This is a genomic window from Exercitatus varius, from assembly GCF_029577735.1.
Taxonomy (GTDB): domain Bacteria; phylum Pseudomonadota; class Gammaproteobacteria; order Enterobacterales; family Pasteurellaceae; genus Exercitatus; species Exercitatus varius.
In genome coordinates, this window is the sequence record NZ_JARQTO010000004.1 from 1 (window position 1) to 24,535 (window position 24,535).

The window sequence follows — 24,535 nt, forward strand, 5'->3', positions numbered from 1 at the left end:
ATCCAAACCGATAAAAAACGGTCAAAATTTTGACCGCACTTTATACCATTGTAAAGGTGCGGGTGATTTTTTATCTGTTTTTTACTCTTTCGGCAGCTTAACGATTGAAACTATTAATCCGCCCCAAATGATGGCGAGGGCAATCACCATCATCACGATTGCACTGGTATTCATGATTGTTCTCCTTTACGTTCCGTTATCACTTCGTTTTTCCATTTCAAGCGAGAAAGCAGGAAAGCCACCACGACTAGCATAATCGACATGCCCCAGCCGAACGTGTTGATAAACCAATTCGGATATCCTTCATAACCTTCCGTGAAGACTTTCGCTCCTTCGCTGAACAACATGAAGGCCAGAATTCCTGTGGTTACCACGATACACAACCGCCACACGAAACCGACTTTGAATGAAGACGTTTCATTAATGTGCTGACCCAGCACGCCTAATTTTTCGTCCGCGACAATGACCATCAGCGAAACGAACGCCACCGCGACGATACCGAAATAATTCACGAATTTATCCATGACGTCTAACATCGGCAAGCCGGTGGTAGAACCGAATAAAATCACGGAAACCGCCATCATAGGCAAGCCGACCAGGAAAGTGACTTTTGAACGACGGATGCGCAATTTATCCTGTACGGCGGAAATGATAACTTCGATAACGGAAATAAACGACGTTAATGCCGCAAAGGTCAACGAACCGAAGAATAACACACCGATAATTTCACCAAACGGCGCTTCGTTAATGAGGGTCGGGAATGCAAAAAAGGCTAAACCAATACCGCCTTTCGCCACTTCGCTGACTTCCTGTCCCTGCGCGGTCGCCATAAAACCGAGTGCGGCAAAAACGCCGATTCCCGCCAACAGTTCAAAACTGGAGTTGGCAAAACCTACCACCAAGCCGGAACCGGTTAAATCGGAGTCTTTCTTCAAATATGAAGCATAAGTGATCATAATTCCAAAACAAATGGATAATGAGAAGAAAATCTGCCCGTATGCCGCAATCCAAACACTCGGATCGGATAACTTATCCCAATCCGGCGTAAATAAAGCGTTTAATCCTTTTGCCGCGCCCGGCAGAAAAAGCGATGACACCACAAGCACAATAAACATCACCACCAACACCGGCATTAAAATATTGGAGGATTTTGAAATCCCTTTTTGTACGCCCAACGCCAACACTCCTAAGGCGACCAGCCAAACCGCAATCAACGGTCCGATCACCATGCCGACAAATTCGAAACTCACCCCTTGCTTAATATCGCCGACTCTCAAATATTCGTTAATAAAAAACTGAACGGGATCATTCCCCCACGCGGCGGTAAAGGAAAAATAGGTGTAAGTTGCCGCCCAACCGAGCACCACGGCGTAATATAATCCGATGATGACATTCACCATCACCTGCCACCAACCGAAGGTTTCAAAATGCTTATTGAAACGGCGATAGGACAACGGCGCGCCGCCGCGGTGACGATGCCCGATGGCGTAATCTAAAAATAAAAGCGGAATACCGGCGGTCAATAACGCCACAATATAAGGAATAATAAATGCGCCGCCGCCGTTTTCATAAGTAGTGTAAGGAAAACGCCAAATGTTTCCCAACCCGACGGCGGAACCGATGGCCGCCATAATAAAGGCTTTACGCCCGGAAAATGTTTCACGTGTAGAATTCGACATTCTGACACCCCTTTGTTGTTATAAGTAAAGATTAAGTCAAGACATTGGATAAGGAAATATAAAGGAAAAATCCTCTCAGTCAATAAAAAACTGGTTAACCGAAACGATTAAGCTTGACAATTACGCTGAAATTTCCAATAAAATTCAACTTCCGCGCATCATATCGCCTTGATTATGCTATGCTAACATCCGTTAATTTTAGAACGGACGGCATTATGCAAAAACGCGTTTTTATTACTCACGGCTACACCGCAAACTCGCAAAAACATTGGTTTCCCTGGCTAAAAGTGCGGTTGGAAAATGAAGGATTTTCCGTTAAGGTTTTCGATATGCCGAATGCCGACAAGCCGAATCCCGCAATCTGGCTGGCGCATCACCGGGCAAATATTCCTAACGTTTCACCGCAGGATATTTTTATCGGACACAGTTTGGGCTGCATCGCCACCTTGCGCTTTCTGGCGCAACAAAACCGGTCGGTAGGCGGGCTGATTTTGGTGGCGGGATTCGATCAAGCGTTACCCAACTTGCCCGAACTGAACGACTTCACCGCGCAACAACCGGATTATGCCGCGCTCATCCGCCGCATCCCGCAACGCACCGTTATCGCGTCGCTGGACGATAATGTGGTAAATCCCGCTTTCAGCGAACAACTGGCGGCGAATCTGCAAGCGAAATATATCACAACTCAGGGTTATAAACATTTCACCGAACATTACGGCGTCACCCAATTGCCGTTGGTTTATGACGAAATAATGACCTTTGCCCGCTAATAAAAAGTGCGGGCAAAAAACGCCGCATTTTTCCGAAAAAAACATTCAAAAAATCGCCCGCACTTTTTCTACCCTTTTTGTGTGATCAAGATCATATTTTAAGCAAAAAAAATTTGACTATTTTCACCCGACATTTAGACTTGCCAATGTTCAGCAACCGTTTGCATTGTTATTTGACGAGCGGCTGAAACGTGACAATTATCAATCCTCATTACAAACGGAGATCTGAAATGACGCATCTTATCGTTGCGACACACGGAAAATTTTCAGAAGAAATCGTAAACTCAGCGGCCATGGTTTTCGGTGAAGATGAAAATACCCATGTAGTCACATTTTTACCCGGCGAAGGCGGCGACGACCTGGTTGCCAAATACAATGCCATCCTTGAAACATTGCCTGAAAACGAACCGGTTCTGTTTATGGTGGACTTATTCGGCGGCAGCCCTTACAACGCGGCGGCCCGTGTTGCCACCAACCGCGAAAACACCGATATCGTAACCGGTATCAGCCTGCCGATGCTGCTTGAAACTCTGGACGCCAAAGACAGCGCTTCTTTAGAGGAATTAGTGGAAACGGCGAAAGAAGTCGGCGTGATGGCGGTGAAATCTTTCCGCAATCCTGAACCGAAAGCCGCCAAAACGGAAGAAAAACCGGCAGCCGCGGCGGTTCCGGCGGCGCCGCGCGATCCGAACTTAAAAGGTAATATGAACATCTCCTTATTGCGTATCGACAGCCGTTTAATCCACGGACAAGTGATGACGTCCTGGGCGAAAGCCGTAAAATGCGAAGCGATTTTTGCCATTAACGACGGTGTCGCAAAAGATGACATCCGACGCGAATTATTGCTTCAAATCGTGCCGTCTCACTTAAAAGGTTACGTTATTACGGTTGAGAAAGCGATTAAAGTATGGCACAACCCGAAATACGCAGGCAAAAACATCATTTGGCTGGTGACCAATCCGGCCGATATCGTGCGCTTAATTGAGGGCGGAGTAAAAATTTCGGACGTCAATGTAGGCGGCATGACTTACCGCGAAGGCGACAAGCTGATTTCGCAAGCCGTTGCAGTAAACAAAGACGATGTGGCGGCATTCAAAAAATTATTGGAACTCGGTGTGAATATGTCGCTTCAACAGGTCGCCGCGAACCGTAAAGAACCGCTTACCAAAGAAAAACTTGATGCAATTCAATTCTAATTCAGGAAAACATTATGACTACATTAGAAATTATTTTAGTAACCCTCGTCGCCGCGATTTGCGGTATGGGTTCCGTGCTTGACGAACGTCAAACTCACCGTCCTCTGGTGGCTTGTACTTTAATCGGCTTAGTATTGGGCGATTTACAGTCCGGCGTGATTGTCGGCGGTATGCTGGAAATGCTGGCGTTAGGCTGGATGAACGTCGGTGCGGCAATGGCGCCGGATGCGGCGTTGGCCTCCGTTATTGCCGCAATTCTGGTAATTAAAGGCAATCAGGATAAAGCGACCGCAATCGCCGTCGCTATTCCGGTTGCCGCAGCGGGCCAGGTATTAACCATCTTCGTCCGTACTTTAACCATTTTCTTACAACACAAAGCTGATGATTATGCGGAACAAGCCAACTTCCGCGGTATCGAAATCTGTCACTTTGCGGGTCTCAGCCTGCAGGCGTTACGCGTAGCCATTCCGACATTTTTCGTGGCGCTGGTTGCCGGTACGGATACCGTAACCGCCGCGTTAAATGCGATTCCTGAAGTGGTTACCCGCGGGTTACAAATCGCCGGCGGATTTATCGTGGTCGTCGGTTACGCCATGGTCATCAACATGATGCGCGCCGGTGCGTTAATGCCGTTCTTCTTTATGGGCTTCGTTATCGCCTCCTTCTCAAACTACAACTTGGTCGGTTTGGGTTTCCTGGGCGCATGTTTAGCCCTAATTTACATCCAATTAAATCCACAATTCAACAAAGCGGCGGGGCAAGTCGGTAGCGTAAAACGCGAACTTGCGGACGACGAACTTGAAGGTCTATAAGAAGGAATACGAAAATGTCTGAGAAAAAACAATTAACCGCGCGCGATATTCGCTCAACTTACTGGCGTTCAACATTCCTTTTGGGTTCTTTCAACTTTGAACGTATGCAGTCCATGGGATTTTGCGTATCCATGATTCCGGCGATAAAACGCCTTTACAGCAACAAAGAAGATCAGGCCGCCGCCTTAAAACGTCACCTCGAATTCTTCAACACTCAGCCTTGGATCGGCTCCGCCATTATGGGTGTAACGGCGGCCATGGAACAGGAACGGGCCAACGGCGCGGACATCGACGATGCGGCAATCAGTGGGGTGAAAGTCGGTCTGATGGGGCCGTTAGCCGGTGTGGGCGATCCGATTTTCTGGGGAACCTTACGTCCGGTATTAGCCGCGCTCGGCGCCGGTCTTGCCATCAGCGGCAGCTTACTCGGCCCGTTATTATTCTTCATCGGCATCAACATTTTCCGTGCGCTGACCCGTTGGTACGGCTTTAAATACGGTTATGCCAAAGGGACGGAAATCGTGTCCGAAATGGGCGGCGGTCGTTTACAAAAAGTCACTCAGGGCGCCTCAATTCTCGGTTTATTCGTGATGGGCTCACTGGTATCCAAATGGACCAGCATTAATATTCCGCTCGAATTGTCCCGTTATAAAAACGCCATGGGCGAAGAAGTGGTCACTACCGTGCAAAGCGTGCTGGATCAGCTGTTGCCGGGGCTAATGGCATTGTTACTGACTTTCGTCTGTATGTGGTTATTACGCAAAAAAGTGAACGCCATGTACATCATTTTCGCCTTGTTCGGCGTCGGTATTTTAGGTTATTGGCTAGGTATTTTGGCGTAATTCTTACGGACCGTGATATAATTCGGGGCAGTCTTCTTCGGGCTGCCCTGTTTTTATTTAGCTAATAAAGTGCGGGCGATTTTTTCATCGTTTTTTAGAAGGACCGTTATGAAACTCAAAGATCTCATCCAACCGCCGCCAAGTGAAACCTATGTGAAAAATTCATCGCCGTTAGTGACCGCACTTTTGATTATCGCGGGATTGCTGTGGTATGTAACGCAATACGGTTCCATTATCGCTTTGGTGCTGGCGTTATTTGTGCTGATGGGGCAGAAAATGCTGTTGGCGCAGGCAAATAAAGACTTCCGCGAAATGTATCTGTCGCAACAACAGTTTGAGAAAACCCGAAACGCGGATTATTTACGCTACATCCAGGCTCGCAGCGAACAAATGTTGCGGGATAATAAAGTGCTGTCCGACAAAGCCAAACGCGAAATCGCGCAATTACAGGCTTATGCGGCGAAAAATCTGAAACAGGAAAATCCGCAATGATTCCGATTCTGGGCGTCACCGGTTACAGCGGCAGCGGCAAAACCACTTTATTGGAAAAAATCGTGCCGAAATTGACCGCACTTGGACTGCGCGTAGCAGTCATCAAGCACAGCCACCATAACGCCTCGGTGGATAAGGAAGGCAAAGACAGTTGGCGCATGAAGGAAGCGGGTGCCAGCCAAGTGATTATGGCCTGCGACAGCCGCTGGGCGTTAATGACGGAAACCCCGCGGGAACCGGTTTCGCTGCATTATCTGGCGGCGCAGTTTGATCAAAACCTGACGGATCTCGTGCTGGTGGAAGGCTTCAAACAGGAACCGATTCCGAAAATTCTGCTTCATCGTCGCGACATGACAAAACCCTTGCCGGAATGCGATGAAAATGTGCTTGCCATCGCCACGGATTATCCGTTAAATACGGAAAAAGTGCGGTTAAATATTAACGAGATTTCGCAAATCGCCGCCTTCATTTTCGATTATTACCAACGACAGAAATAACCATGAACAGCGCCACCGAAAAAACACAAGATTACCGTCCGCTCGCCTGGATTGCCGCCATGGCGCTGTTTATGCAGTCTCTCGACGCCACCATTCTGAACACGGCGTTACCCGCTATTTCCCGTAGTCTGAATCAATCGCCGCTGGAAATGGAACTGGCGATTATCAGCTACGCCTTGACCGTCGCAGCGATCATTCCTTTAAGCGGTTGGATTGCCGATCGTTTCGGCACATTGTTCACCTTTCGCGCCGCCGTGTTCATTTTCGTGCTGGGTTCTTTGGCCTGTGCCCTTTCCACCAACCTGGACGCGTTGGTGGCCTCGCGCATTTTGCAAGGCGTAGGCGGCGCGTTAATGTTGCCTGTGGCGCGCCTGGCCATCATCCGCAATGTGGAGAAAAGCCAGCTTATCGTAGCCTGGAATCTGATGGCGATGTCGGGTTTAATCGGGCCGGTGTTGGGGCCGATTCTCGGCGGTTGGATCGTCACTCACGCCAGTTGGCCGTGGATCTTTCTAATCAATCTGCCCATCGGCATTATCGGAATAATCGTGGTGGGAAAATACATGACCAACAGTTACGGCAATGCGGGAAAACTGGATTGGGCGGGTTTTCTGTTGTTTGCCGCCGGGTTGGTCACGACGACTTACGGGCTGGACGTCATCGCCGAAAATCTGGCGAATAAAAGCAAAGCGGTAATACTTATCCTCAGCGGCATAATGTTGCTTATTGCATATTATTTGTACGCCTTACGAGCGAAAAATCCGCTGATTCCTTTGTCTTTATTGCGTTTCCGCACCTTTAATCTGGGCATCCTCGGCAATCTGTTCATCCGCATTTCGGGTTCGGGCATTCCCTTTCTGTTGCCGCTGATGTGGCAGGTTGCTTTTCATTTTGATGCGCAAACCTCAGGGTTTATGCTGGCGCCCATTGCCATCAGTTCTATTCTGGCGAAATCCGTTGTCACGAAAATTCTGTACCGTTTCGGTTATCGCAACAGTTTGGTGGTCAACGCCCTGCTGATGGCGGCGGCGATTGGCGCGATGTCCCGTTTCACCCAGGACACGCCGCTGTGGCTGTATATCCTGATTATGATGTGGTACGGTTGCTGTATATCGTTGATGTTTACCGCTGTGAATACGCTGGCGGTTTGCGATTTGCCGGATAATCTGGCGGGTTCCGGTTCCACTATTTTAAGCATGATGCAGCAACTGGGAATCGGCGTGGGCATTGCCATTTCTTCCGTTGTGCTCGCCTTATTTCGCGAATATTTCGGGCAAACCGGGAATTTGGTCTCGGCATTCAGTCATACCTTTCTGGTTTCCTCTTTGTTCGCCGTATTTCTGGCGATCCTCATGTCGCGCCTGCATCCGGAAGACGGCAATAATTTGCGTCACCGAAAATCGATAAAAAACTGACCGCACTTTACAAAATTTCAGCCTCGATAAGCCGAATCCGTAAAAGTGCGGTCAAAAAAAACCATGTTTTTTTATCGCGCGGAATGCGTTTTATCCTTTAATTTTCCACATCCACCCGCAGCACCTGCGCCTGCTGTTTCAGCAGCGAATAAATCCGCTCAAGTGTCTCCGATGTCAGCGGGCCATAACGATAAGATAACTTAATTTCGCCGTTGCCCTGTTCCTTCATGGTAAAGTTTTCAAAAGGGAAATTATTCACCAACAGCAAATCCGTCACATAAGTCATGGCCGAAATTTGCGACACATAAACCCGAATCACCGCTTTCTTTTCCTTCGCTTTCTGACGGTTATGAACAAAACGCTGCACAATCGGACTCAGACGAATCGCAACCAGAATCATCGCTGTCGCCATAACGGCATCGAAAAAGAATCCGGCTCCCGAGGCAATGCCGATGCCCGCCGCCGCCCAAATAATCGCCGCCGTCGTCAAGCCCGAAATGGCGTCGTTGCTTTTACGCAAAATCACGCCTGCACCCAGAAAACCGATACCGCTCACCACCTGCGCCGCCAAACGCATCGGATCGGTTCGGATATTTTCCGAAATCTGCGCATAATATTCCGCCGATTGAATGGAAATCACCGTTAAAATGCAAGTGGTAATGGCAATAATCGCGCAGGTTTTCACGCCGACGGGTTTATGCTTCAACTCGCGTTCCAACCCGATAATCGCCCCCAACAGCAAGGCAATAAACAGTTTTAACAAAATAATAAAATGCGTGGACGACAGCAGCACGTCCTGCATTTCATGCAAAAAATTCATGATTTTCCCCTTATCCCGAGGTTAAGAATTGTAACGAATTTTAGCGGGAACAGAAAGCGGTGCCGCGCGGAAAATAGATTTTCCACGCCGATTTATGCCGCGCAGAACGGAATTTTCATTCTCCCGACAAGAGAAACTCAAACCCGCGCCAATCCCCACGCCTGAATATGCTGCACGCCCTGCTTACGTAGTTGTCGGGCAATTTCATTCAAGGTGGAACCGGTGGTAATCACATCGTCCAGCAAAGCGACCGAACGATAAGGCACGGAAGCATTCACCCAAAAAGCGTTTTTCAGATTAGAACGGCGCGCCGCGGCGGTTAATCCGCGTTGATTGGGCGTTCGTTTTATACGCCGGATCTGGTGTAAATCGCAAGGAATATTCAGCCACTCGGATAAATAACGGGCAAGCAACGCGGTTTGGTTGTAACCCCGTCGCCATTGGCGAAAATGATGCAACGGCACGGGCAAAATCGCTTCCGGCAAACACAAACCCTGTTCCCGCCTGGCACGAATAATCGCCAGCAACATCAGGCGCGCCAGCGTGCGATCCAACCAAAACTGACGCCGGAACTTAAAGCGATGAATCAGGCTCGATAAAGGCTCGTCGTAACGCCCGATCATCACCAGCCGATCCCAACCGTGTTTAGATTGCAAGCAGCGTCCGCAATGCAAGGCGTTTTCCCGCAGCGACGCGCCGCAAGTGCCGCAATAAGGAAAACGTTCAATCAGCCGATTGCAACGGCTGCACAAACCATGACGGGCCAGCGCCAGACGCTCGCCGCACCGTACACAACAAAATCCCAACGGATTCATAAAAAAACATCCCGATTTTTTCCCGCACTTTTGTGCACTTTAATTGAAAAATAAGGAATACGGGTGAAAATATCACGGGATTGGAATATCGATCACAAAACACTTGAAATACGGCGGGCGGAATAACAAAATGAAGCGGAAAAGTCATTTGGCGGAAGGTCATGGGAGTCGAACCCACCCAAGAACGCTGGCGTCCTTAACAGGATTTGAAATCCTGCCGCTTCACCGGAAACGACGACCTTCCGAAAGGAACTCAACTTTAGCTCAAAATCGCCGGCGATTCAAGTTGAAAACCGTTTAAGAGGAAAATCATGCATAAACCCAACATCACTATGGCATGCGTCGTGCATTGCAAAGGCAAATTTTTGTTCGTGGAAGAAATCGAATACGGCAAACGAACCTTAAACCAACCGGCGGGACATCTGGAAAAAAACGAAACCATTTTACAAGGCGCCAGTCGCGAACTTTACGAAGAAACCGGTATTCGCGCCGATATGCAAAAACTGGTTAAAATTTACCAGTGGCACGCGCCGCGCAGCCAAACCGATTATCTGCGTTTCGTGTTTGCGCTGGAACTGGACGATTGGCTAACGACAACGCCGCATGACAGCGACATCACGCGGGCGTTATGGTTAACCTTGGAGGAATTCCGGCATTACATTGCCCAGCCCGAACAATGCGAACGCAATCCGCTGGTGATTCAAGCCGTTCAGGATTATCTGAAAGGCGAATCTTATCCGCTGGATTTGTTGTCGGTATTTGAATAATTATTTCTCATACCAGATTTCGTTGATATACAGCGTAACCTTGCCGGCGGGTGTTTCCACCCGCACTTCGTCGTCCACCGCTTTACCGATTAACGCCCGCGCCACGGGAGAATCCACCGAAATCCAGTTTTTCGCCGGGTCAAACTCGTCGCAGCCCACAATCCGATATCGCTTTACTTCGCCATCCTCGTTTTCCAATTCCACCCAGGCGCCAAAAAATACTTTGCCTTCCTGCCGACTGTGATAATCCACAATTTGCAACACTTCCAGCCGTTTCATCAGAAACCGAACGCGGCGATCGATTTCGCGCAAACGGCGCTTACCGTAAATATATTCCGCGTTCTCGCTGCGATCGCCTAACGCGGCCGCATCAGAAACCGCCTGCGTCACTTTCGGACGTTCCTCTTTCCATAAAAATTTCAATTCCTGATCCAGAGCGTTCCAGCCCTGGCGGGTAATATAATTCGATTTAGCCATAATATTCCGTAAAAGTGCGGGCAAAAAAAGCGATGTTTTTTGAAACGTTAGCCCTGCCGACGCCCCAAATAAAGCAATGCTTCCGAAGATTATAAACAAAACGCCGGTTTTTCCGACCGTTCCGCCCGCCGATAGACACAAATTATTGCAATTATAGCGGGTAAACCATGAAAGAATTATAGTGAAAATTTGCATAAACGTCTCTATCGGCGTATTATTCCCGACCATAAAACTCAGATAAAATCAGGAATATTTATGGAACATATTAAAATTTCAGAGGCCGCGCAGGCTCATTTCCGCAAATTGCTGGAAAGTCAGGAAGAAGGCACCAATATTCGAATTTTCGTCGTCAATCCCGGTACGCCGAATGCGGAGTGCGGCGTTTCTTACTGCCCGCCGAGCAACGTGGAAGAAAACGATACCGAACTGAAATTCAACGGATTTTCCGCCTTTATCGACGATATCAGTTATCCGTTTCTGGAAGATGCCGAAATCGATTATGTAACGGAAGAACTCGGCACCCAGTTAACCTTAAAAGCGCCCAATGCCAAAATGCGCAAAGTGGCGGATGACGCGCCGTTAATCGAACGGGTGGATTATGTGATTCAAACCCAAATCAACCCGCAACTTGCCAGCCACGGCGGTCGCATTACCTTAATCGAAATTACCGACGACGGCTACGCAGTGCTGCAATTCGGCGGCGGTTGCAACGGCTGTTCGATGGTGGACGTCACCCTGAAAGACGGCGTGGAAAAACAATTGGTGGAACTCTTCGGCGGCGAACTCAAAGGGGCGAAAGACGTCACCGAACATCAGCGCGGCGAACATTCTTACTATTAATTATGTATTTTCAAATCGGCGCCTTACGCCGATTTTTTATGGCGGAAGAAAAATATGACACGTTGTGATTGGGTGGGCGACAGCGAAATTTATCGGGATTACCACGACAATGAATGGGGAAAACCGCAATTCGACAGCCAAAAACTATTCGAAAAAATCTGTCTGGAAGGCCAACAGGCGGGATTATCCTGGATTACCGTGCTGAAAAAACGGGACGCTTACCGCGCCGCGTTTCATCAGTTTAATCCGGAAAAAATCGCGCAAATGACGGAAACCGACATTGACGGTTTAATGCAAAACGCCGGGCTCATTCGCCACCGTGCGAAGCTGGAAGCCATTGTGAAAAACGCCCGCGCCTATCTGGAAATGCAAAAGTGCGGGCAAAATTTCAGCGATTTTATTTGGTCATTTGTCAACCATAAACCGCAAATCAACGATGTGTCGGATTTAAGCTGCGTACCGGCGAAAACGGAAACCTCCAAAGCCATGTCGAAAGCGTTGAAGAAAAAAGGTTTCGTCTTTGTGGGCGAAACCACTTGTTATGCGTTTATGCAATCCATGGGGTTGGTGGACGATCACCTCAACGGCTGCTTTTGTAAAAGCCAAAAACAGGCAAAAAAATGACCGCACTTTTGTTATAAGATATGACGTTTTTTTATTTCGTCGCCCGGCCGAATTCTATTAGAATGCACGCAAATTTCATTTCAATCTTAAAAAGGAAAGTTCTATGTTTAAAAAATTAGCATTACTGGCAACCTCCGTATTCGCGCTTGCGACCGCAACTCAGGCGGCGGCTGCGGACAGCTTACTTGATCGCATTAACAATAAAGGCACTATTTCCGTCGGTACGGAAGGAACTTATGCGCCTTTTACCTATCATGACGAAAACGGCAAATTAACCGGTTACGACGTGGAAGTAACGCGCGCCGTTGCGCAAAAATTAGGGGTGAAAGTGGATTTCAAAGAAACGGCTTGGGATTCCATGATGGCGGGACTGAAAGCCGGTCGGTTTGATGTTGTGGCAAACCAAGTGGCGTTAACCACGCCGGAACGTCAGGCGACATTCGATAAATCCGAGCCTTACAGCTGGTCCGGCGCCATGATGGCGGTACGCGCCGATGAGAACGGCATTAAAACCCTGGATGATATTAAAGGTCGCAAAGCGGCACAATCCTTAACCAGCAACTACGGCGAACTGGCTCGCGAAAAACAGGCGAAAATCGTGCCGGTTGACGGTTTGGCCCAATCTTTGCTGGTAGTTCAGCAAAAACGCGCGGACTTAACCTTAAACGACAGCCTGGCGATTTTAGACTATTTAAAGAAAAACCCGAACGCCGGTTTGAAAACCGCCTGGGAAGCGCCGGCTGAAGAAAAACTGGGCGCCGGTTTAATCGTCAATAAAGGCAACGACGAAGCCTTAGCCAAAATCAGCGCCGCAATTGTCGAATTGCGACAAGACGGTACATTGAAAAAATTAGGCGAACAATTCTTCGGAAAAGATATCAGTGTTAAATAATCTTCTTCTTTCTTTGCCTTTTATGACCGAGTCCCGTGCGGACTTGGTCATTAACGCTTTCTGGCCAATGGTGGAAGCCGCCGTTCTGGTTTCCATCCCATTGGCGATTGCGTCTTTTATTATCGGCATGATTATTGCGGTCGGCGTGGCGTTAATCCGCATTACGCCGGTGAACGGATTGATTCACCGCATCGCATTGGTGCTGGTCAAAATCTATATTTCCATTATTCGCGGCACCCCGATGTTGGTGCAAATCTCCGTGGTGTTTTACGGCTTGCCGGCAATCGGTATTTTTATCGATCCGATTCCGGCGGCGATTATCGGTTTTTCGCTCAATATCGGCGCTTACGCTTCGGAAACCGTGCGCGCCGCCATTTCTTCCGTGCCGAAAGGGCAGTGGGAAGCGGGTTACACCATCGGCATGAATTATATTCAAACATTCCGCCGCATTATCGCCCCGCAGGCGTTTCGCGTCGCCGTGCCGCCGCTAAGCAATACTTTTATCGGCTTGTTTAAAGATACTTCGCTGGCCTCCGTTGTGACGGTAACGGAAATGTTCCGCGTGGCGCAGCAAGTGGCGAATATGTCCTACGATTTCCTGCCGGTTTATATCGAAGCCGGTTTGGTTTACTGGTGTTTCTGCTGGATTTTATTCTTCGTTCAGGCACGCCTTGAGAAGCGCATGGCACGTTATGTCGCCCGTTAATGTGGCAGGAAAAAACATGATTAAAGTCAGAAATATTCATAAATCTTTCGGTGACAACACAATTTTACGCGGTATCGATTTGGACATCACCAAAGGTGAGGTGGTGGTTATCCTCGGCCCTTCCGGTTCGGGTAAAACGACGTTTTTACGCTGTTTAAATGCGCTGGAAATGCCGGAACAAGGAACGATTGAGTTTGATAACGCCAATCCGTTATCGATAAATTTCGCGGCAAAACCGTCGAAAAAAGACATTCTTGCCTTACGTCGCAAATCCGGTATAGTTTTTCAGAATTACAATCTGTTTCCCCATAAAACCGCATTGGAAAACGTGATGGAAGGCCCGGTTCAGGTGCAAGGCAAACCGACGCCGCAAGCCCGTCAGGAAGCGTTGGAATTGCTTAAAAAAGTAGGGCTGTCCGATAAAGCGGATTGGTATCCGTTCCAACTTTCGGGCGGTCAGCAACAACGGGTGGGAATCGCCCGCGCGTTGGCATTGCAACCGGAGCTGATGCTGTTTGACGAGCCCACTTCCGCCCTTGATCCGGAATTGGTACAGGATGTGCTGGACACCATGAAATCCCTTGCCAAAGAAGGTTGGACCATGGTGGTGGTAACTCATGAAATCAAATTTGCCTTAGATGTAGCGGATTTGGTGATTGTAATGGACGGCGGCGTGATTGTAGAACAGGGTTCGCCGCAGCAATTATTCGACAATCCGCAGCACGAACGCACAAAAGCGTTTTTGCACCGGTTACGTTCCCACTAATTCTCCATTCTTATTCATAAAAAAGGCTGCAACATAAATTTGCAGCCTTTTATGCAGAAAAGTGCGGGCAAAATTTACAACGTTTTTTGCCTACATAAACGCCGCCACATATTTCAGCATAACCCCGGCGGCAATGGCGGAACCGATTACGCCGGCCACATTCGGCCCCATGGCATGCATAAGCAGGAAGTTCTGATTATCCGCTTCCAACCCGACTTTGTTAGAAACGCGAGCGGCCATCGGCACCGCAGAAACCCCGGCGGAACCGATAAGCGGATTGATTTTGTTTTTGCTGAATTTATTCATCAGTTTCGCCATCAACACACCGCTACCCGTGCCGATACAGAAGGCGATTACGCCCAATAACAAAATTCCTAGCGTTTGCGGTTGCAGGAATTTATCCGCAATCAGTTTTGAACCGACGGATAATCCCAAAATAATCGTCACGATATTGATTAACGCGTTTTGTGTGGTATCGCTTAAACGATCAACCACGCCGCTCACTCTCATCAAATTACCAAAACAGAACATCCCCAGCAACGGTGCCGCATCCGGAAGCAATAAGCCCACGAGCAACAACAACACAATCGGGAACATGATTTTTTCCGTATTGCTTACCGTACGTAATTGCGTCATTCGGATTTTACGCTCTGCTTCCGTGGTTAACGCTTTCATAATCGGCGGTTGAATAAGCGGAACCAACGCCATGTAAGAATATGCCGCGACCGCAATCGCACCAAGCAATTCAGGGGCGAGTTTACTGGTCAAATAAATGGCCGTCGGACCGTCCGCACCGCCGATAATCCCGATAGACGCCGCTTGCGGCAAAGTAAATTCGATAATACCGAAATAGTTCAGCGCTAAGGCTCCCAATACGGTGGCGAAAATACCGAATTGTGCCGCCGCTCCCAACAACAGGGTTCTCGGATTCGCCAATAACGGACCGAAATCGGTCATCGCGCCTACGCCCATAAAGATAATGAGCGGCGCCACGCCGTAACTGATGGCCACTTTATAGAATAAAGCCAGAATCCCGGCGGAATACCCCATATCCACAGACAGCGCTTCAAGCTGGTTAACCGTCGAAGCCGGAACAGAAGACAGCGCCGCTTTGATGGTGGCGGGATCAGCCGCCACACCTAATTCCGAAGCAATAACGCCGATTTGTTCGGGCGAGCCTAAATGCAACAGGTTTTCCAATGCCGTCATCGCCAAACCGGCTTCCGGAATATTGGATAACAGCCCGCCAAAACCGATTGGCAATAACAACAAAGGCTCAAATTTTCTCGAGATGGCCAACCACAATAACAGCACACTGATGGCAATCATTACGGCTTGCCCCCATTCCATGTGCATTACTCCCGTACCTTGGATTAATGCAATAATACTCTCCATTATTTGCTCCTTATGCCAAGGTCATCACAACGTCGCCGACGGAGACGCTGTCGCCCGCTTTCACCTGAATACCGCGAACGGTACCGGCCTGCGCCGCTCTCACTTCCGTTTCCATTTTCATGGCTTCAAGAATAAACAACACATCGCCTTCCGCCACAGCCTGACCTTCGCTTGCCACCACTTTCCAGATATTACCGGCCATTGGCGCGGTAACCGGAACACCACCCGCCGAAGAAGCCGGTACCGCAGCAGCCGGTGCGGCTTGTGGTGCCGCAGGTGCCGCTACCGATGCGATGGCTGAAATATCACCGCCTTCGCTGACTTTTACCACAAAGGCTTTGCCTTCCACTTCAACGGTATAAACCGCAGAACCGGACTGCGCTTTCGGCGCCGCTTTTTCTTGCGTTTTTTGTACCGCACTTTCTGCGGTCGGTGCCGGTTCGAAGGCTGCCGGATTATTACGATTTTCTAAGAATTTCCAGGCGATTTGCGGGAATAACGCCGCAATTAACGCATCATCCACGGTATTTTCCGCCAATTTCACGCCTTTTTCTTGCGCTTGGGCAATCACATCCGCTTCGATTTTCGCCATTTCCGGTTCAAGATGATCGGCCGGACGATCGGTCATCGGTTCCGCGCCTTCTAACACCCGCGCTTGTAACTCGGCATTAACCGGTGCCGGCGTTTTACCGTATTCGCCTTTCAAGACGCCCGCGGTTTCTTTAGCGATAGTTTTATAACGTTCGCCCATCAATACGTTAATCACGGCCTGGGTTCCCACGATTTGCGAAGTCGGCGTAACCAACGGAATGTAACCTAAATCTTCACGGACGCGCGGAATTTCTTCCAATACTTGGTCAAGTTTATCCGATGCATTTTGTTGTCTGAGTTGATTTTCAAGATTGGTTAACATACCGCCCGGCACTTGCGCTACTAAAATACGGCTGTCTACGCCGCGTAACTGACCTTCGAATTTCGCATATTTTTTACGCACGTCACGGAAATAAGCGGCAATTTTTTCCAGCCGAGGAATATCTAATCCGGTGTCAAACGCCGTGCCTTGCAGAGTTGCGACAATGGCTTCCGTCGCCGGATGACCGTAGGTGCCGGACATCGAGGAAATCGCCGTATCCACGCCGTCAACGCCCGCTTCAATCGCTTTCAGCAAGGCCATTTCTGACATACCGGTTGTGGCGTGGCAGTGCAAATGTAATTCCACGTCAAAACGTTTTTTGATTTCACCCACAAGTTCGGCGGCGGCCATCGGATTTAAAATGCCGGACATATCTTTGATAACCAGACTGTCCACACCGATTTCCAATAATTGTTCGGTCGTGTCCAACCAGGTTTGTAACGTGTGAACCGGGCTGGTGGTATAACTTAACGTACCCTGTGCGTGGCCGCCTTGTTTTTTCACCGCCTGTAATGCGGCTTTCATATTGCGCGGGTCGTTTAACGCATCAAATACCCGGAAAACGTCCATGCCGTTTGCCACGCAGCGTTCGACGAAACGATCCACCACGTCATCGGCATAATGACGATAACCTAATAAATTTTGGCCGCGTAATAACATTTGCAGAGGCGTTTTCGGACAGGCTTTTTTCAATTCGCGTAAACGCACCCAAGGATCTTCGCCTAAAAAACGGATGCAGCTATCGAATGTCGCGCCGCCCCAGGCTTCCAATGACCAATAACCGATATTGTCCAATTCCGCCGCAATCGGCAACATATCATCAAGGCGCAAACGTGTTGCGAAAAGAGATTGGTGGGCATCACGAAGTACTAATTCGGTAATTTTAATTTTTTTAGCCATAATAAAAATTCCTTCTATTTTAATTTAAGCCTTGAGAACGGCGATGATGGGCGATAGCCGCCACGATGACGGGACGTAAACGTTCTAAATCGCTGACCGGCGCCGCAGAAAGTGCGGGCGAATTTTGCGAAGTTTTAGGTTGTTTAACGGGTTCGGGGAAAAAATGGTTTATGAGTTTTGATATCAGGCTGATTGCCCAAATTAAAATGAGCAAAAATACAATTACAAAACCCATACCCGAAAGCATCAGGTTAATCCCTTCACCAAAGAGTTCTGCTGGAGTCATTGGTTAGTCCTTTTTTGTTAACAAAGAAACATCGATTTGCGCATTCTAGCTATTATTGACCAGAAATGTTGTGATACAGATCAAATTCTTAAAAATTTCATTTTCACCCGATTAAAAGGCGCGATAAATAACGCGCCTTTTAAAATGCCATGCCTAGGATGGAAAAAACGGGAATAAAATCGGTAATAAAATCATAGCCGCCGCAATTGTCACAATAATGAGCGGCACCCCGGCCTTGGCATAATCCGCAAAACGGTAATGGCCGACAGAAAGAATCATAGTGTTTGCCGGCGTACCGATTGGTGTCGCGAAGGCGCAGGACGAGCCCACCACAACCGCCATTAATACCGCTCTCGGATCCGCGCCCAGAGAATTGGCTATGGAAAGCCCGATTGGTGCAAGCAATGCGGCCGTTGCCGTATTGGACATAAAATTGGTCAGCAGACAGCTCAGCACCAAAATGGTAAACAGCAACAAATAGGAATTCGGATGAGCGCCTAACCAGCCGAGAATGGTATGGGCGATTTGTGCGCCCGCCCCGGTGGTTTGTAAAGCGTTTGCCAGGGCTAAAGTTCCGGCGAATAAAAACACAACCTGACTGTCAATGGCCTGATAAGCTTGTTTTTCCGTTATCACGCGCATAATCACCAGAATCAACGCGCCCACACAAGCGGACAAATACAATTTCACCCCGATAAAATCTTCAAATACCATCGCCATCAGCGTTCCGATCAATACCGCCAGCGAAAGCCACTGTTTCCATTTCGGAATGTGGTTGTGATGGTTATGGTAAGCCTGATATTCTTCCTCATTCACATGCAGATTCAAATTGGAAGGCAATAAACGGTAACCGATAAATGCAAAATATAAAATACCGAAAACCAGAACGGGCAAACCGATTTCACCGTACTCGAAGAAACCGAACTTTTCGCCGGTTTGTGATAAAACGCCCTGAACCACCAGATTATTCGGCGAACCGATAAGGGAAAGATTCCCGCCCAAGGTGGAGGCAAAGGCCATCGGCATTAATAAACGGGAACGGGCAAAATCCGATTTAGCCGAAATCCCCAGAATCACCGGAATCAGAATCGCTGCGGTACCGGTATTGGACAGCACGCCGGACATCACACCGGTAATCACCATTAAAACCACCATTAGTTTACGTTCGCTGGAAGCAAAACGGCTGACAATTCCGCCGATTTTGTTCGCCATGCTGGTTTCAAACAAGGCGCCGCCGATAACGAACATGGCAACGAATAAAATCACGTTGGTGTCCACAAATCCCATGAAAGCGTCCCGGGTCGGTAAAACGCCGGTTAAAGCCAAACCGACGCTGACAACCATTGCCGTCACGGCAAGAGGTAATTTCTCCCATGCGAACATGATGATCGCAAAAACAAGGAAGCAAAGCGTAATAGCACTTGGGGTCATAAAAACTCCGTCAGTCAAATTGTCTTATTGCTTAACTCATATATATCTTTATAAGAGATAAGCCTAACAATACAGGCTTTACGTCTATTCTTTTTTGATCTACAACAAGTTTTGATGTGTTTTTTTCGTTTTATTCACATGCCTCGGCATTTAAAAAGTGCGGTCAAAATTGACGAAGTTTTTTGATGAAAATAAAAAAAATCCTTATTTATCATAAAGTTAGTGGGATACATCCGATGTTTGTTTAATGTTATCGATAATAGGCTTTGCCTCGTCGCTTGCTAAAAAACGCAAACTTGAAACGGGCAGCATGCTGTTCAATTTCTTCCAATCGTCACCCTTGATTGCCTGACGCACGGCGGAAGCGCTGATAATTTGCCCGTCAACGGCTTTTCGTTGCAACACGATGCATTCGATACCGGATTCGGGCAGTTGCCGCTGCATAATCCGATTATAAATATTGGTGACATGGCTGAAAGGTTCGTCGCCCACATAACGTCGCTGAATTCCCAGTTTTTGCGCAATTTTGACGAAAACATTCACATCTACCAGCGCATTGCTTTCGATCACCGCATCATCGTCTTTCTGAAAATAACTCGGAAAAGTGGCGGAACTGATAATATAAGAACCGCTGTCGTGACAAATCACGTTCGGCAAATGCGCCACGCCCGCCAGAATCAATTTTCTGCGCACGTCAAAGGGCACCAGGCTTTGATCCTCGCTCACCATAAACAAATGCACGATGTCATTTTCCGCCGCGGCTTTTTCCACCAAATACTGATGGCCCAAAGTAAAAGGATTGGCGTTCATCACAATGGCGGCAATCCGCTGTCCGGCCTGCGGTTCGGGCGATTCCTCGGCAAGTTTCCGCAAATAATCCGCAAAACCGTTACGACGGTTTTCCATAAACGCAATTTTGCCGTCTATGTTGACAATTTCATAAAAACTCAGACCGGAGAAAAATTTGGCCGCACAACTTTTGGTATACAGAAAAAGATGAAAACGACCGCGCTCAAACTGTTCGTTAATCAGATGGGTAACGATTTGATTCATCAATCCTTCGCCCTGATGCGCCGCCGATACCGCCAGGCACCGCAAACTGTCGGCAAACAAACTGCCGGTGGCGATAATGTTGCCCTCGTCATCGTACATGGCGCAGGTGTAATCCAAATTCTGATCCCGCCGAATGCCTTCCTGCGCCAGTAATTGGTCGATTTCCGCCAGCTCTTTATGATTGGTCGGACTCACTTTGCCGATGTTATATGTCATATTTTCTCCGTCAAACAGATAAACGGCACAAAAGTGCGGTCAAAAAAAGCAACGTTTTTTGAACGTTGGCTTTGCCAACGGTGGCGAAGCCATAAGTAATCGCACCGGCGATCACGCATAAAAAAGCCACGTTTTTTTACACGACTTTTTGTATCAATGCGGAAATATCCGGTGCAAAGCATTCTTCTTTCGCCATTTCCGCAATCTGTGCGTGATGGTATTTTTCGCCGTTGTAAACCGCCACTATACTGATGTCGCCCGGTTGTAAATAATGACTTTCGCCAAACGGCGTGTAACGCGTGGCGCCGATACTGATGATGGCTTTAGCGGGATAATCCGCCTGCCGTAGCAAACGGGCGATATCGTTCATCGGGCCTTCGTCCGGTTGATTATTCATGCGATCGACAATCCAATCCAGTAATTTTTGGTGAAAATAACTGTAACCCACGGCTTGGCTGTCCTGCCCGTATTCGTTCAATTTGCCGTCGCGTTTGTGGAAACAGGCAATGCGATAGGCGTCGATGTTGCCGCCGGCGGAAAATTTATCCAACGCAATCCGGGTGGCGGACAAACCTTTTGAATTCGCGCCCCAATTTTTCTTTTCGGAAATCTTACGGGCGTTAGGGCGGCGGATTGAACAATCGTTATAGGCGGCAAAATGAGTCGGATAAAGTGCGGTCACTTTTTGCCCCGAATATTTGACCTCGCAGATTAAGGCGATTTCCGGTTCGATTTGCAAATTATCGGCATCATTCGGGAAAGTTAAACGATCGGCGGAAACGGGATATATCGATAAAAACTGCATCGATTCATCCGGCTTTTCAGCAGGAACATAAAACGGAAAAATGGCTTTAGGCTGAACCTCTTCCTGAGTTTTGACATTCGCAAAATCCGCGGCTTCGCCGGCTTGTTCGAGGTGTCCGGCAAAATTGCCCGCCACGCCCAAACCGATAAATTTCTCATTGTTCATCATTGTTTTCCTTTCGCTTAGAAATATAGCCTACCATAGAACAAAGGCTTGGAATATCCAAGCCTTTTATCGTACGGAAATTAATCCGCATTGGTCATTTCGTCCAGATTGTCACCCACGACGCCTGAGAGAGTATAAACACGTTTGGTCGTGCTGATGTGGGTGCGGTATTTATTCCAGGTCTTCTCAAAGAAAGTTTCCGGTTGACGTTCGCCTTTGCAGAAGGCCACAAATGCTTTTTCTTCGTCGGTTTTCGGTTTGCGTTCGCCGAGTTCCAACGCTTTAAACGCTTGACCGTATTGTTCCAACGCCTGAGATTCTCTGATGGTATAATCACCGTGACGAGCAAAACCGCGCGGATAATTTTTATCATCGAAAAAACGACGTTCTACGCTAAAGCTTTCTGCCATTTTCATTCCTCACTTACTTTTTTAATAATTCGATTGTTGTTTTTACGTAATCGCCCACAAAATCATCATGGGATAAACCTTCTGCGTTCACCCGGTATTTACCGTTAACGTAAAAATCCGGTACGCCCTGCACTTTAAACTGTTCCGCCAGATTTTGTTGTTTTTTCACTAGCGCGTTGACGGCAAAACTGTTAATGCCGCCGTCGAATTGTTCCGCCGTGATGCCGTTATCGATGAATTTCTGACGAATATCATCCATTGAACGCAATGCGTTTGCCTGCGCACTTTCGAATAGCGCCCGTTTCACTTTACTTTCCGCACCCAACGCCATCGCCAATGCCCAGGCGCGAGTGAGATTTTCACCCTGCGGTCCTAAAAAATCGACGTGATATTGTTTGAATGAAGCGTCTTTCGGCAGGCCGGCTTTGATTTTTTCCGGAATTTTATAGGTCATTTCGAAACTGTAACAGTGCGGGCAATAAAATGAGAAAAATTCAATCACTTCCGGCTCAGAGGAAGGATTTTGCGCCACCGTAATATATTGTTCGCCCTCTTTTAATTCGGCGGCCTGAACATGCAATGACATCGCGGCGGTTGTCGCCGCAATTAAGGTAAACAGCATTTTCTTCATGAAAATATCCTTATTTAATAATACCGCGCGCTTTTAATAATGCGGTTTTAAAATCTTCTTCGTAATCTTTTTTAATGCCGGGAATCGGTTCCAGCTTATCCGCATCACGCATTTTCAACTGATAAATAATGACTTCGTCCGACAACTCCGTTAACGGTTTATCAAATCCCGCTTCATCCGCGATGCTTTGCAAAATCTGCATTAAACTCATTTCCGGGTCTTTTTTAGACCAGTATGGCTGTAAAAGTTCCAAAACTTCATTCAGACGATGACATTTCATAATCATTTCCTTTAATATAAATAAGCTAGCGGTGCATAATACTTGAATTAGAGGCGAATGACAAACAATGATGACAATAAGCGCGGTGATTTTAGCGGGCGGCTTGGCAAGACGCATGAACGGAGCGGACAAAGGCTTGCAAAAATTTCATGGAAAACCGCTGATTCAGCACGTAATTGAACGCTTACAACCGCAGATTTCCGACATATCCATTAATGCCAACCGTAATTTGGCGGACTATGAAAAATTCGGTTTGCCGGTTTTTTGCGATGAACTCGCCGATTATCAGGGCCCGTTAAGCGGCATGCTGACGGGATTAAAAAAAGCCGGCACGGATTATGTGCTGTTCGTGCCTTGCGACTGCCCGTTTTTGCCGCTAAATTTGCTGGAAAAATTAAAAAGTGCGGTCAAAAAAAACGATGTTTTTTTGAACCTTGATTGCGAGGGCGGCTGCGAATCAGCGAGCAATCGCCGACAATCGGACGTTTTAGCGGCTTACGCCTGCGACGGCGAACAAAAACATCCCACTTTTTGTTTAATTTCTCGTCAATTATTGACCGCACTTGCGGAATATCTGGCCGCCGGCGAACGGCGCATGCTGCATTTTTTAAACCGCCAACATGCCGTCGCTGTGGACTTTTCCGAACAGAAACCGGCTTTTCGTAATTTTAATAGCCCGGAAGATTTACAATCCGCTTAATCAAGAAGGAGTGCCTTATGCAACATATTCAACTGGCTCCCGATTTAACATTCAGTCGATTAATTCAAGGATTCTGGCGGTTAAAGAGCTGGCGAAAATCGCCGCAGGAATTGCTTACTTTTATCAAGCAAGGATTGGAATTCGGCATCGATACCCTCGATCACGCCGCTTGTTACGGCGCTTTTACGTCCGAAGCGGAATTCGGACGGGCGCTGGCGCTGGATAAATCCTTGCGCGCGCAACTGACTTTGGTAACGAAATGCGGAATTTTGTATCCTAACGAAGAATTGCCCGAGATAAAATCTCACCATTATGACAACAGCTACCGGCATATTATGTGGTCGGCGCAACGCTCCATCGAAAAACTGCAATGCGACTATTTGGACGTATTGCTGATTCACCGCCTTTCTCCCTGCGCGGATCCCGAACAAATCGCACGGGCTTTTGACGAACTTCATCAAACCGGAAAAGTGCGTTATTTCGGGGTATCGAATTATACGCCGGCTAAATTCGCTATGCTGCAATCCTATGTGAAACAGCCGTTAATGACGAATCAGATCGAGATTTCGCCCCTTCATCGTCAAGCTTTTGATGACGGTACCTTGGATTTTTTACTGGAAAAACGGATTCCACCGATGGCTTGGTCTCCTCTGGCCGGCGGTCGTTTGTTCAATCAGGACGAAAACAGCCGGGCGCTGCAAAAAACATTGCTCGAAATCGGCGAAACGAAGGGCGAAACCCGTTTGGATACCTTGGCTTACGCCTGGTTATTGGCGCATCCGGCGAACATTATGCCGATTATGGGTTCCGGTAAAATCGAACGAATGAAAAGTGCGGCGGACGCGCTGCAAATTTCCTTCACCGAAGAAGAATGGATTAAGGTTTACGTGGCCGCTCAGGAGCATGATATTCCGTAATATCCGCCGCCCCGCTTTAGCAA

General features: G+C 48.0%; 29 protein-coding genes and 1 tRNA gene. 15 read left to right on the forward strand and 15 right to left on the reverse strand.

All coding sequences use genetic code 11. From position 1 onward, the window contains the following. Positions 1-81 precede the first annotated feature (81 nt). Complete coding sequence (locus tag P7M01_RS05000; RefSeq protein ID WP_202936459.1) at positions 82-174, reverse strand: methionine/alanine import family NSS transporter small subunit; 93 nt, start codon at positions 172-174, stop codon at positions 82-84. Continuing rightward, positions 171-1,679 carry a sodium-dependent transporter gene (locus tag P7M01_RS05005; RefSeq protein WP_317481294.1) on the reverse strand — a complete coding sequence of 503 codons (1,509 nt, stop codon included), beginning with the start codon at positions 1,677-1,679 and terminating at the stop codon, positions 171-173. The genes P7M01_RS05000 and P7M01_RS05005 overlap by 4 nt, the downstream gene beginning before the upstream one ends. Before the next feature lie 215 nt (positions 1,680-1,894). Here P7M01_RS05005 and P7M01_RS05010 point away from each other — a divergent pair, with 215 nt between their 5' ends. From P7M01_RS05010 to P7M01_RS05040, 7 genes are all read left to right on the forward strand, one after another. Beyond that, the gene (locus tag P7M01_RS05010; protein WP_317486326.1) at positions 1,895-2,449 is read left to right on the forward strand and encodes an RBBP9/YdeN family alpha/beta hydrolase; all 555 of its coding nucleotides are present in this window, start codon (positions 1,895-1,897) and stop codon (positions 2,447-2,449) included. A gap of 230 nt (positions 2,450-2,679) precedes the next feature. Beyond that, complete coding sequence (locus P7M01_RS05015) at positions 2,680-3,645, forward strand: mannose/fructose/sorbose PTS transporter subunit IIA (protein WP_317477214.1); 966 nt, start codon at positions 2,680-2,682, stop codon at positions 3,643-3,645. A gap of 14 nt (positions 3,646-3,659) precedes the next feature. Further along, the gene (locus tag P7M01_RS05020) at positions 3,660-4,457 is read left to right on the forward strand and encodes a PTS mannose/fructose/sorbose transporter subunit IIC (protein WP_202936463.1); all 798 of its coding nucleotides are present in this window, start codon (positions 3,660-3,662) and stop codon (positions 4,455-4,457) included. A 14-nt stretch (positions 4,458-4,471) separates the two neighbouring features. Further along, the gene (gene manZ, locus P7M01_RS05025) at positions 4,472-5,299 is read left to right on the forward strand and encodes a PTS mannose transporter subunit IID (RefSeq protein ID WP_202936464.1); all 828 of its coding nucleotides are present in this window, start codon (positions 4,472-4,474) and stop codon (positions 5,297-5,299) included. A 108-nt stretch (positions 5,300-5,407) separates the two neighbouring features. Next, on the forward strand, positions 5,408-5,791 hold the full coding sequence (locus P7M01_RS05030) for a hypothetical protein (RefSeq protein ID WP_317481291.1): 384 nt from the start codon (positions 5,408-5,410) through the stop codon (positions 5,789-5,791). Continuing rightward, a complete protein-coding gene (gene mobB, locus P7M01_RS05035) occupies positions 5,788-6,288 on the forward strand; it encodes a molybdopterin-guanine dinucleotide biosynthesis protein B (RefSeq protein ID WP_202936466.1) in 501 nt (166 codons plus the stop codon). Before P7M01_RS05030 ends, mobB begins: the two co-directional genes overlap by 4 nt. A gap of 2 nt (positions 6,289-6,290) precedes the next feature. Beyond that, positions 6,291-7,703 (forward strand): DHA2 family efflux MFS transporter permease subunit, encoded by a 1,413-nt coding sequence (locus tag P7M01_RS05040; RefSeq protein WP_317483385.1) that lies wholly within the window; start codon positions 6,291-6,293, stop codon positions 7,701-7,703. 97 nt (positions 7,704-7,800) lie between these two features. Here P7M01_RS05040 and P7M01_RS05045 read toward each other — a convergent pair whose 3' ends face one another. The 3 genes from P7M01_RS05045 to P7M01_RS05055 all read right to left on the reverse strand — a co-directional run bounded on the left by P7M01_RS05045 (position 7,801) and on the right by P7M01_RS05055 (position 9,582). Beyond that, positions 7,801-8,523, reverse strand: coding sequence for an MgtC/SapB family protein (locus P7M01_RS05045; RefSeq protein WP_202936468.1), 723 nt, complete (start codon positions 8,521-8,523; stop codon positions 7,801-7,803). Between the two features lie 137 nt (positions 8,524-8,660). Beyond that, positions 8,661-9,338: an amidophosphoribosyltransferase gene (locus P7M01_RS05050; protein WP_317475861.1), complete on the reverse strand. Its 678-nt coding sequence runs from the start codon at positions 9,336-9,338 to the stop codon at positions 8,661-8,663. 149 nt (positions 9,339-9,487) lie between these two features. After that, positions 9,488-9,582: transfer RNA gene (locus P7M01_RS05055), tRNA-Sec, on the reverse strand. A gap of 67 nt (positions 9,583-9,649) precedes the next feature. On the opposite strand from P7M01_RS05055, the gene P7M01_RS05060 reads away from it, so the two are divergent. Then, a complete protein-coding gene (locus P7M01_RS05060) occupies positions 9,650-10,105 on the forward strand; it encodes an NUDIX hydrolase (protein ID WP_202936470.1) in 456 nt (151 codons plus the stop codon). Here P7M01_RS05060 and greB read toward each other — a convergent pair whose 3' ends face one another. Next, positions 10,106-10,582: a transcription elongation factor GreB gene (gene greB / locus P7M01_RS05065; protein WP_317477209.1), complete on the reverse strand. Its 477-nt coding sequence runs from the start codon at positions 10,580-10,582 to the stop codon at positions 10,106-10,108. Between the two features lie 255 nt (positions 10,583-10,837). On the opposite strand from greB, the gene nfuA reads away from it, so the two are divergent. The 5 genes from nfuA (at position 10,838) to P7M01_RS05090 (ending at position 14,410) form a co-directional block, all read left to right on the forward strand. Further along, a complete protein-coding gene (gene nfuA / locus P7M01_RS05070; RefSeq protein WP_317481288.1) occupies positions 10,838-11,422 on the forward strand; it encodes a Fe-S biogenesis protein NfuA in 585 nt (194 codons plus the stop codon). A gap of 54 nt (positions 11,423-11,476) precedes the next feature. Next, on the forward strand, positions 11,477-12,046 hold the full coding sequence (locus P7M01_RS05075; RefSeq protein WP_317477207.1) for a DNA-3-methyladenine glycosylase I: 570 nt from the start codon (positions 11,477-11,479) through the stop codon (positions 12,044-12,046). 103 nt (positions 12,047-12,149) lie between these two features. Beyond that, a complete protein-coding gene (locus P7M01_RS05080) occupies positions 12,150-12,938 on the forward strand; it encodes an amino acid ABC transporter substrate-binding protein (protein WP_317477206.1) in 789 nt (262 codons plus the stop codon). Next, positions 12,928-13,644 (forward strand): amino acid ABC transporter permease, encoded by a 717-nt coding sequence (locus P7M01_RS05085; protein WP_202936475.1) that lies wholly within the window; start codon positions 12,928-12,930, stop codon positions 13,642-13,644. Before P7M01_RS05080 ends, P7M01_RS05085 begins: the two co-directional genes overlap by 11 nt. A 16-nt stretch (positions 13,645-13,660) precedes the next feature. Further along, the gene (locus P7M01_RS05090) at positions 13,661-14,410 is read left to right on the forward strand and encodes an amino acid ABC transporter ATP-binding protein (protein WP_317483384.1); all 750 of its coding nucleotides are present in this window, start codon (positions 13,661-13,663) and stop codon (positions 14,408-14,410) included. Positions 14,411-14,500: 90 nt separating this feature from the next. On the opposite strand, the gene P7M01_RS05095 is transcribed toward P7M01_RS05090, so the two are convergent. The 9 genes from P7M01_RS05095 to P7M01_RS05135 form a co-directional block, all read right to left on the reverse strand. Continuing rightward, the gene (locus P7M01_RS05095) at positions 14,501-15,805 is read right to left on the reverse strand and encodes a sodium ion-translocating decarboxylase subunit beta (RefSeq protein WP_202936477.1); all 1,305 of its coding nucleotides are present in this window, start codon (positions 15,803-15,805) and stop codon (positions 14,501-14,503) included. 10 nt (positions 15,806-15,815) lie between these two features. Then, complete coding sequence (gene oadA, locus P7M01_RS05100; RefSeq protein WP_317483383.1) at positions 15,816-17,618, reverse strand: sodium-extruding oxaloacetate decarboxylase subunit alpha; 1,803 nt, start codon at positions 17,616-17,618, stop codon at positions 15,816-15,818. Between the two features lie 19 nt (positions 17,619-17,637). Then, the gene (locus tag P7M01_RS05105) at positions 17,638-17,904 is read right to left on the reverse strand and encodes an oxaloacetate decarboxylase subunit gamma (RefSeq protein ID WP_317480435.1); all 267 of its coding nucleotides are present in this window, start codon (positions 17,902-17,904) and stop codon (positions 17,638-17,640) included. Between the two features lie 153 nt (positions 17,905-18,057). Then, positions 18,058-19,335: an SLC13 family permease gene (locus P7M01_RS05110; RefSeq protein ID WP_317483382.1), complete on the reverse strand. Its 1,278-nt coding sequence runs from the start codon at positions 19,333-19,335 to the stop codon at positions 18,058-18,060. Between the two features lie 219 nt (positions 19,336-19,554). After that, positions 19,555-20,604: a [citrate (pro-3S)-lyase] ligase gene (gene citC, locus P7M01_RS05115; RefSeq protein ID WP_317483381.1), complete on the reverse strand. Its 1,050-nt coding sequence runs from the start codon at positions 20,602-20,604 to the stop codon at positions 19,555-19,557. A 136-nt stretch (positions 20,605-20,740) separates the two neighbouring features. Then, the gene (locus P7M01_RS05120; RefSeq protein ID WP_317483393.1) at positions 20,741-21,574 is read right to left on the reverse strand and encodes a DUF5718 family protein; all 834 of its coding nucleotides are present in this window, start codon (positions 21,572-21,574) and stop codon (positions 20,741-20,743) included. An 80-nt stretch (positions 21,575-21,654) separates the two neighbouring features. Next, entirely contained in the window at positions 21,655-21,984 is a 330-nt protein-coding gene (locus P7M01_RS05125) for a DUF413 domain-containing protein (protein WP_202936483.1), read from the reverse strand. 13 nt (positions 21,985-21,997) lie between these two features. Further along, complete coding sequence (gene dsbA, locus P7M01_RS05130) at positions 21,998-22,615, reverse strand: thiol:disulfide interchange protein DsbA (protein WP_317483380.1); 618 nt, start codon at positions 22,613-22,615, stop codon at positions 21,998-22,000. Positions 22,616-22,625: 10 nt separating this feature from the next. After that, positions 22,626-22,895 carry a YihD family protein gene (locus P7M01_RS05135; protein WP_202936485.1) on the reverse strand — a complete coding sequence of 90 codons (270 nt, stop codon included), beginning with the start codon at positions 22,893-22,895 and terminating at the stop codon, positions 22,626-22,628. 67 nt (positions 22,896-22,962) lie between these two features. On the opposite strand from P7M01_RS05135, the gene mobA reads away from it, so the two are divergent. Continuing rightward, positions 22,963-23,595 carry a molybdenum cofactor guanylyltransferase MobA gene (gene mobA / locus P7M01_RS05140; protein ID WP_202936486.1) on the forward strand — a complete coding sequence of 211 codons (633 nt, stop codon included), beginning with the start codon at positions 22,963-22,965 and terminating at the stop codon, positions 23,593-23,595. A 17-nt stretch (positions 23,596-23,612) separates the two neighbouring features. Beyond that, positions 23,613-24,512, forward strand: a complete 900-nt coding sequence (locus P7M01_RS05145; protein WP_317477198.1) for an aldo/keto reductase — start codon at positions 23,613-23,615, stop codon at positions 24,510-24,512. Positions 24,513-24,535 lie beyond the last annotated feature (23 nt).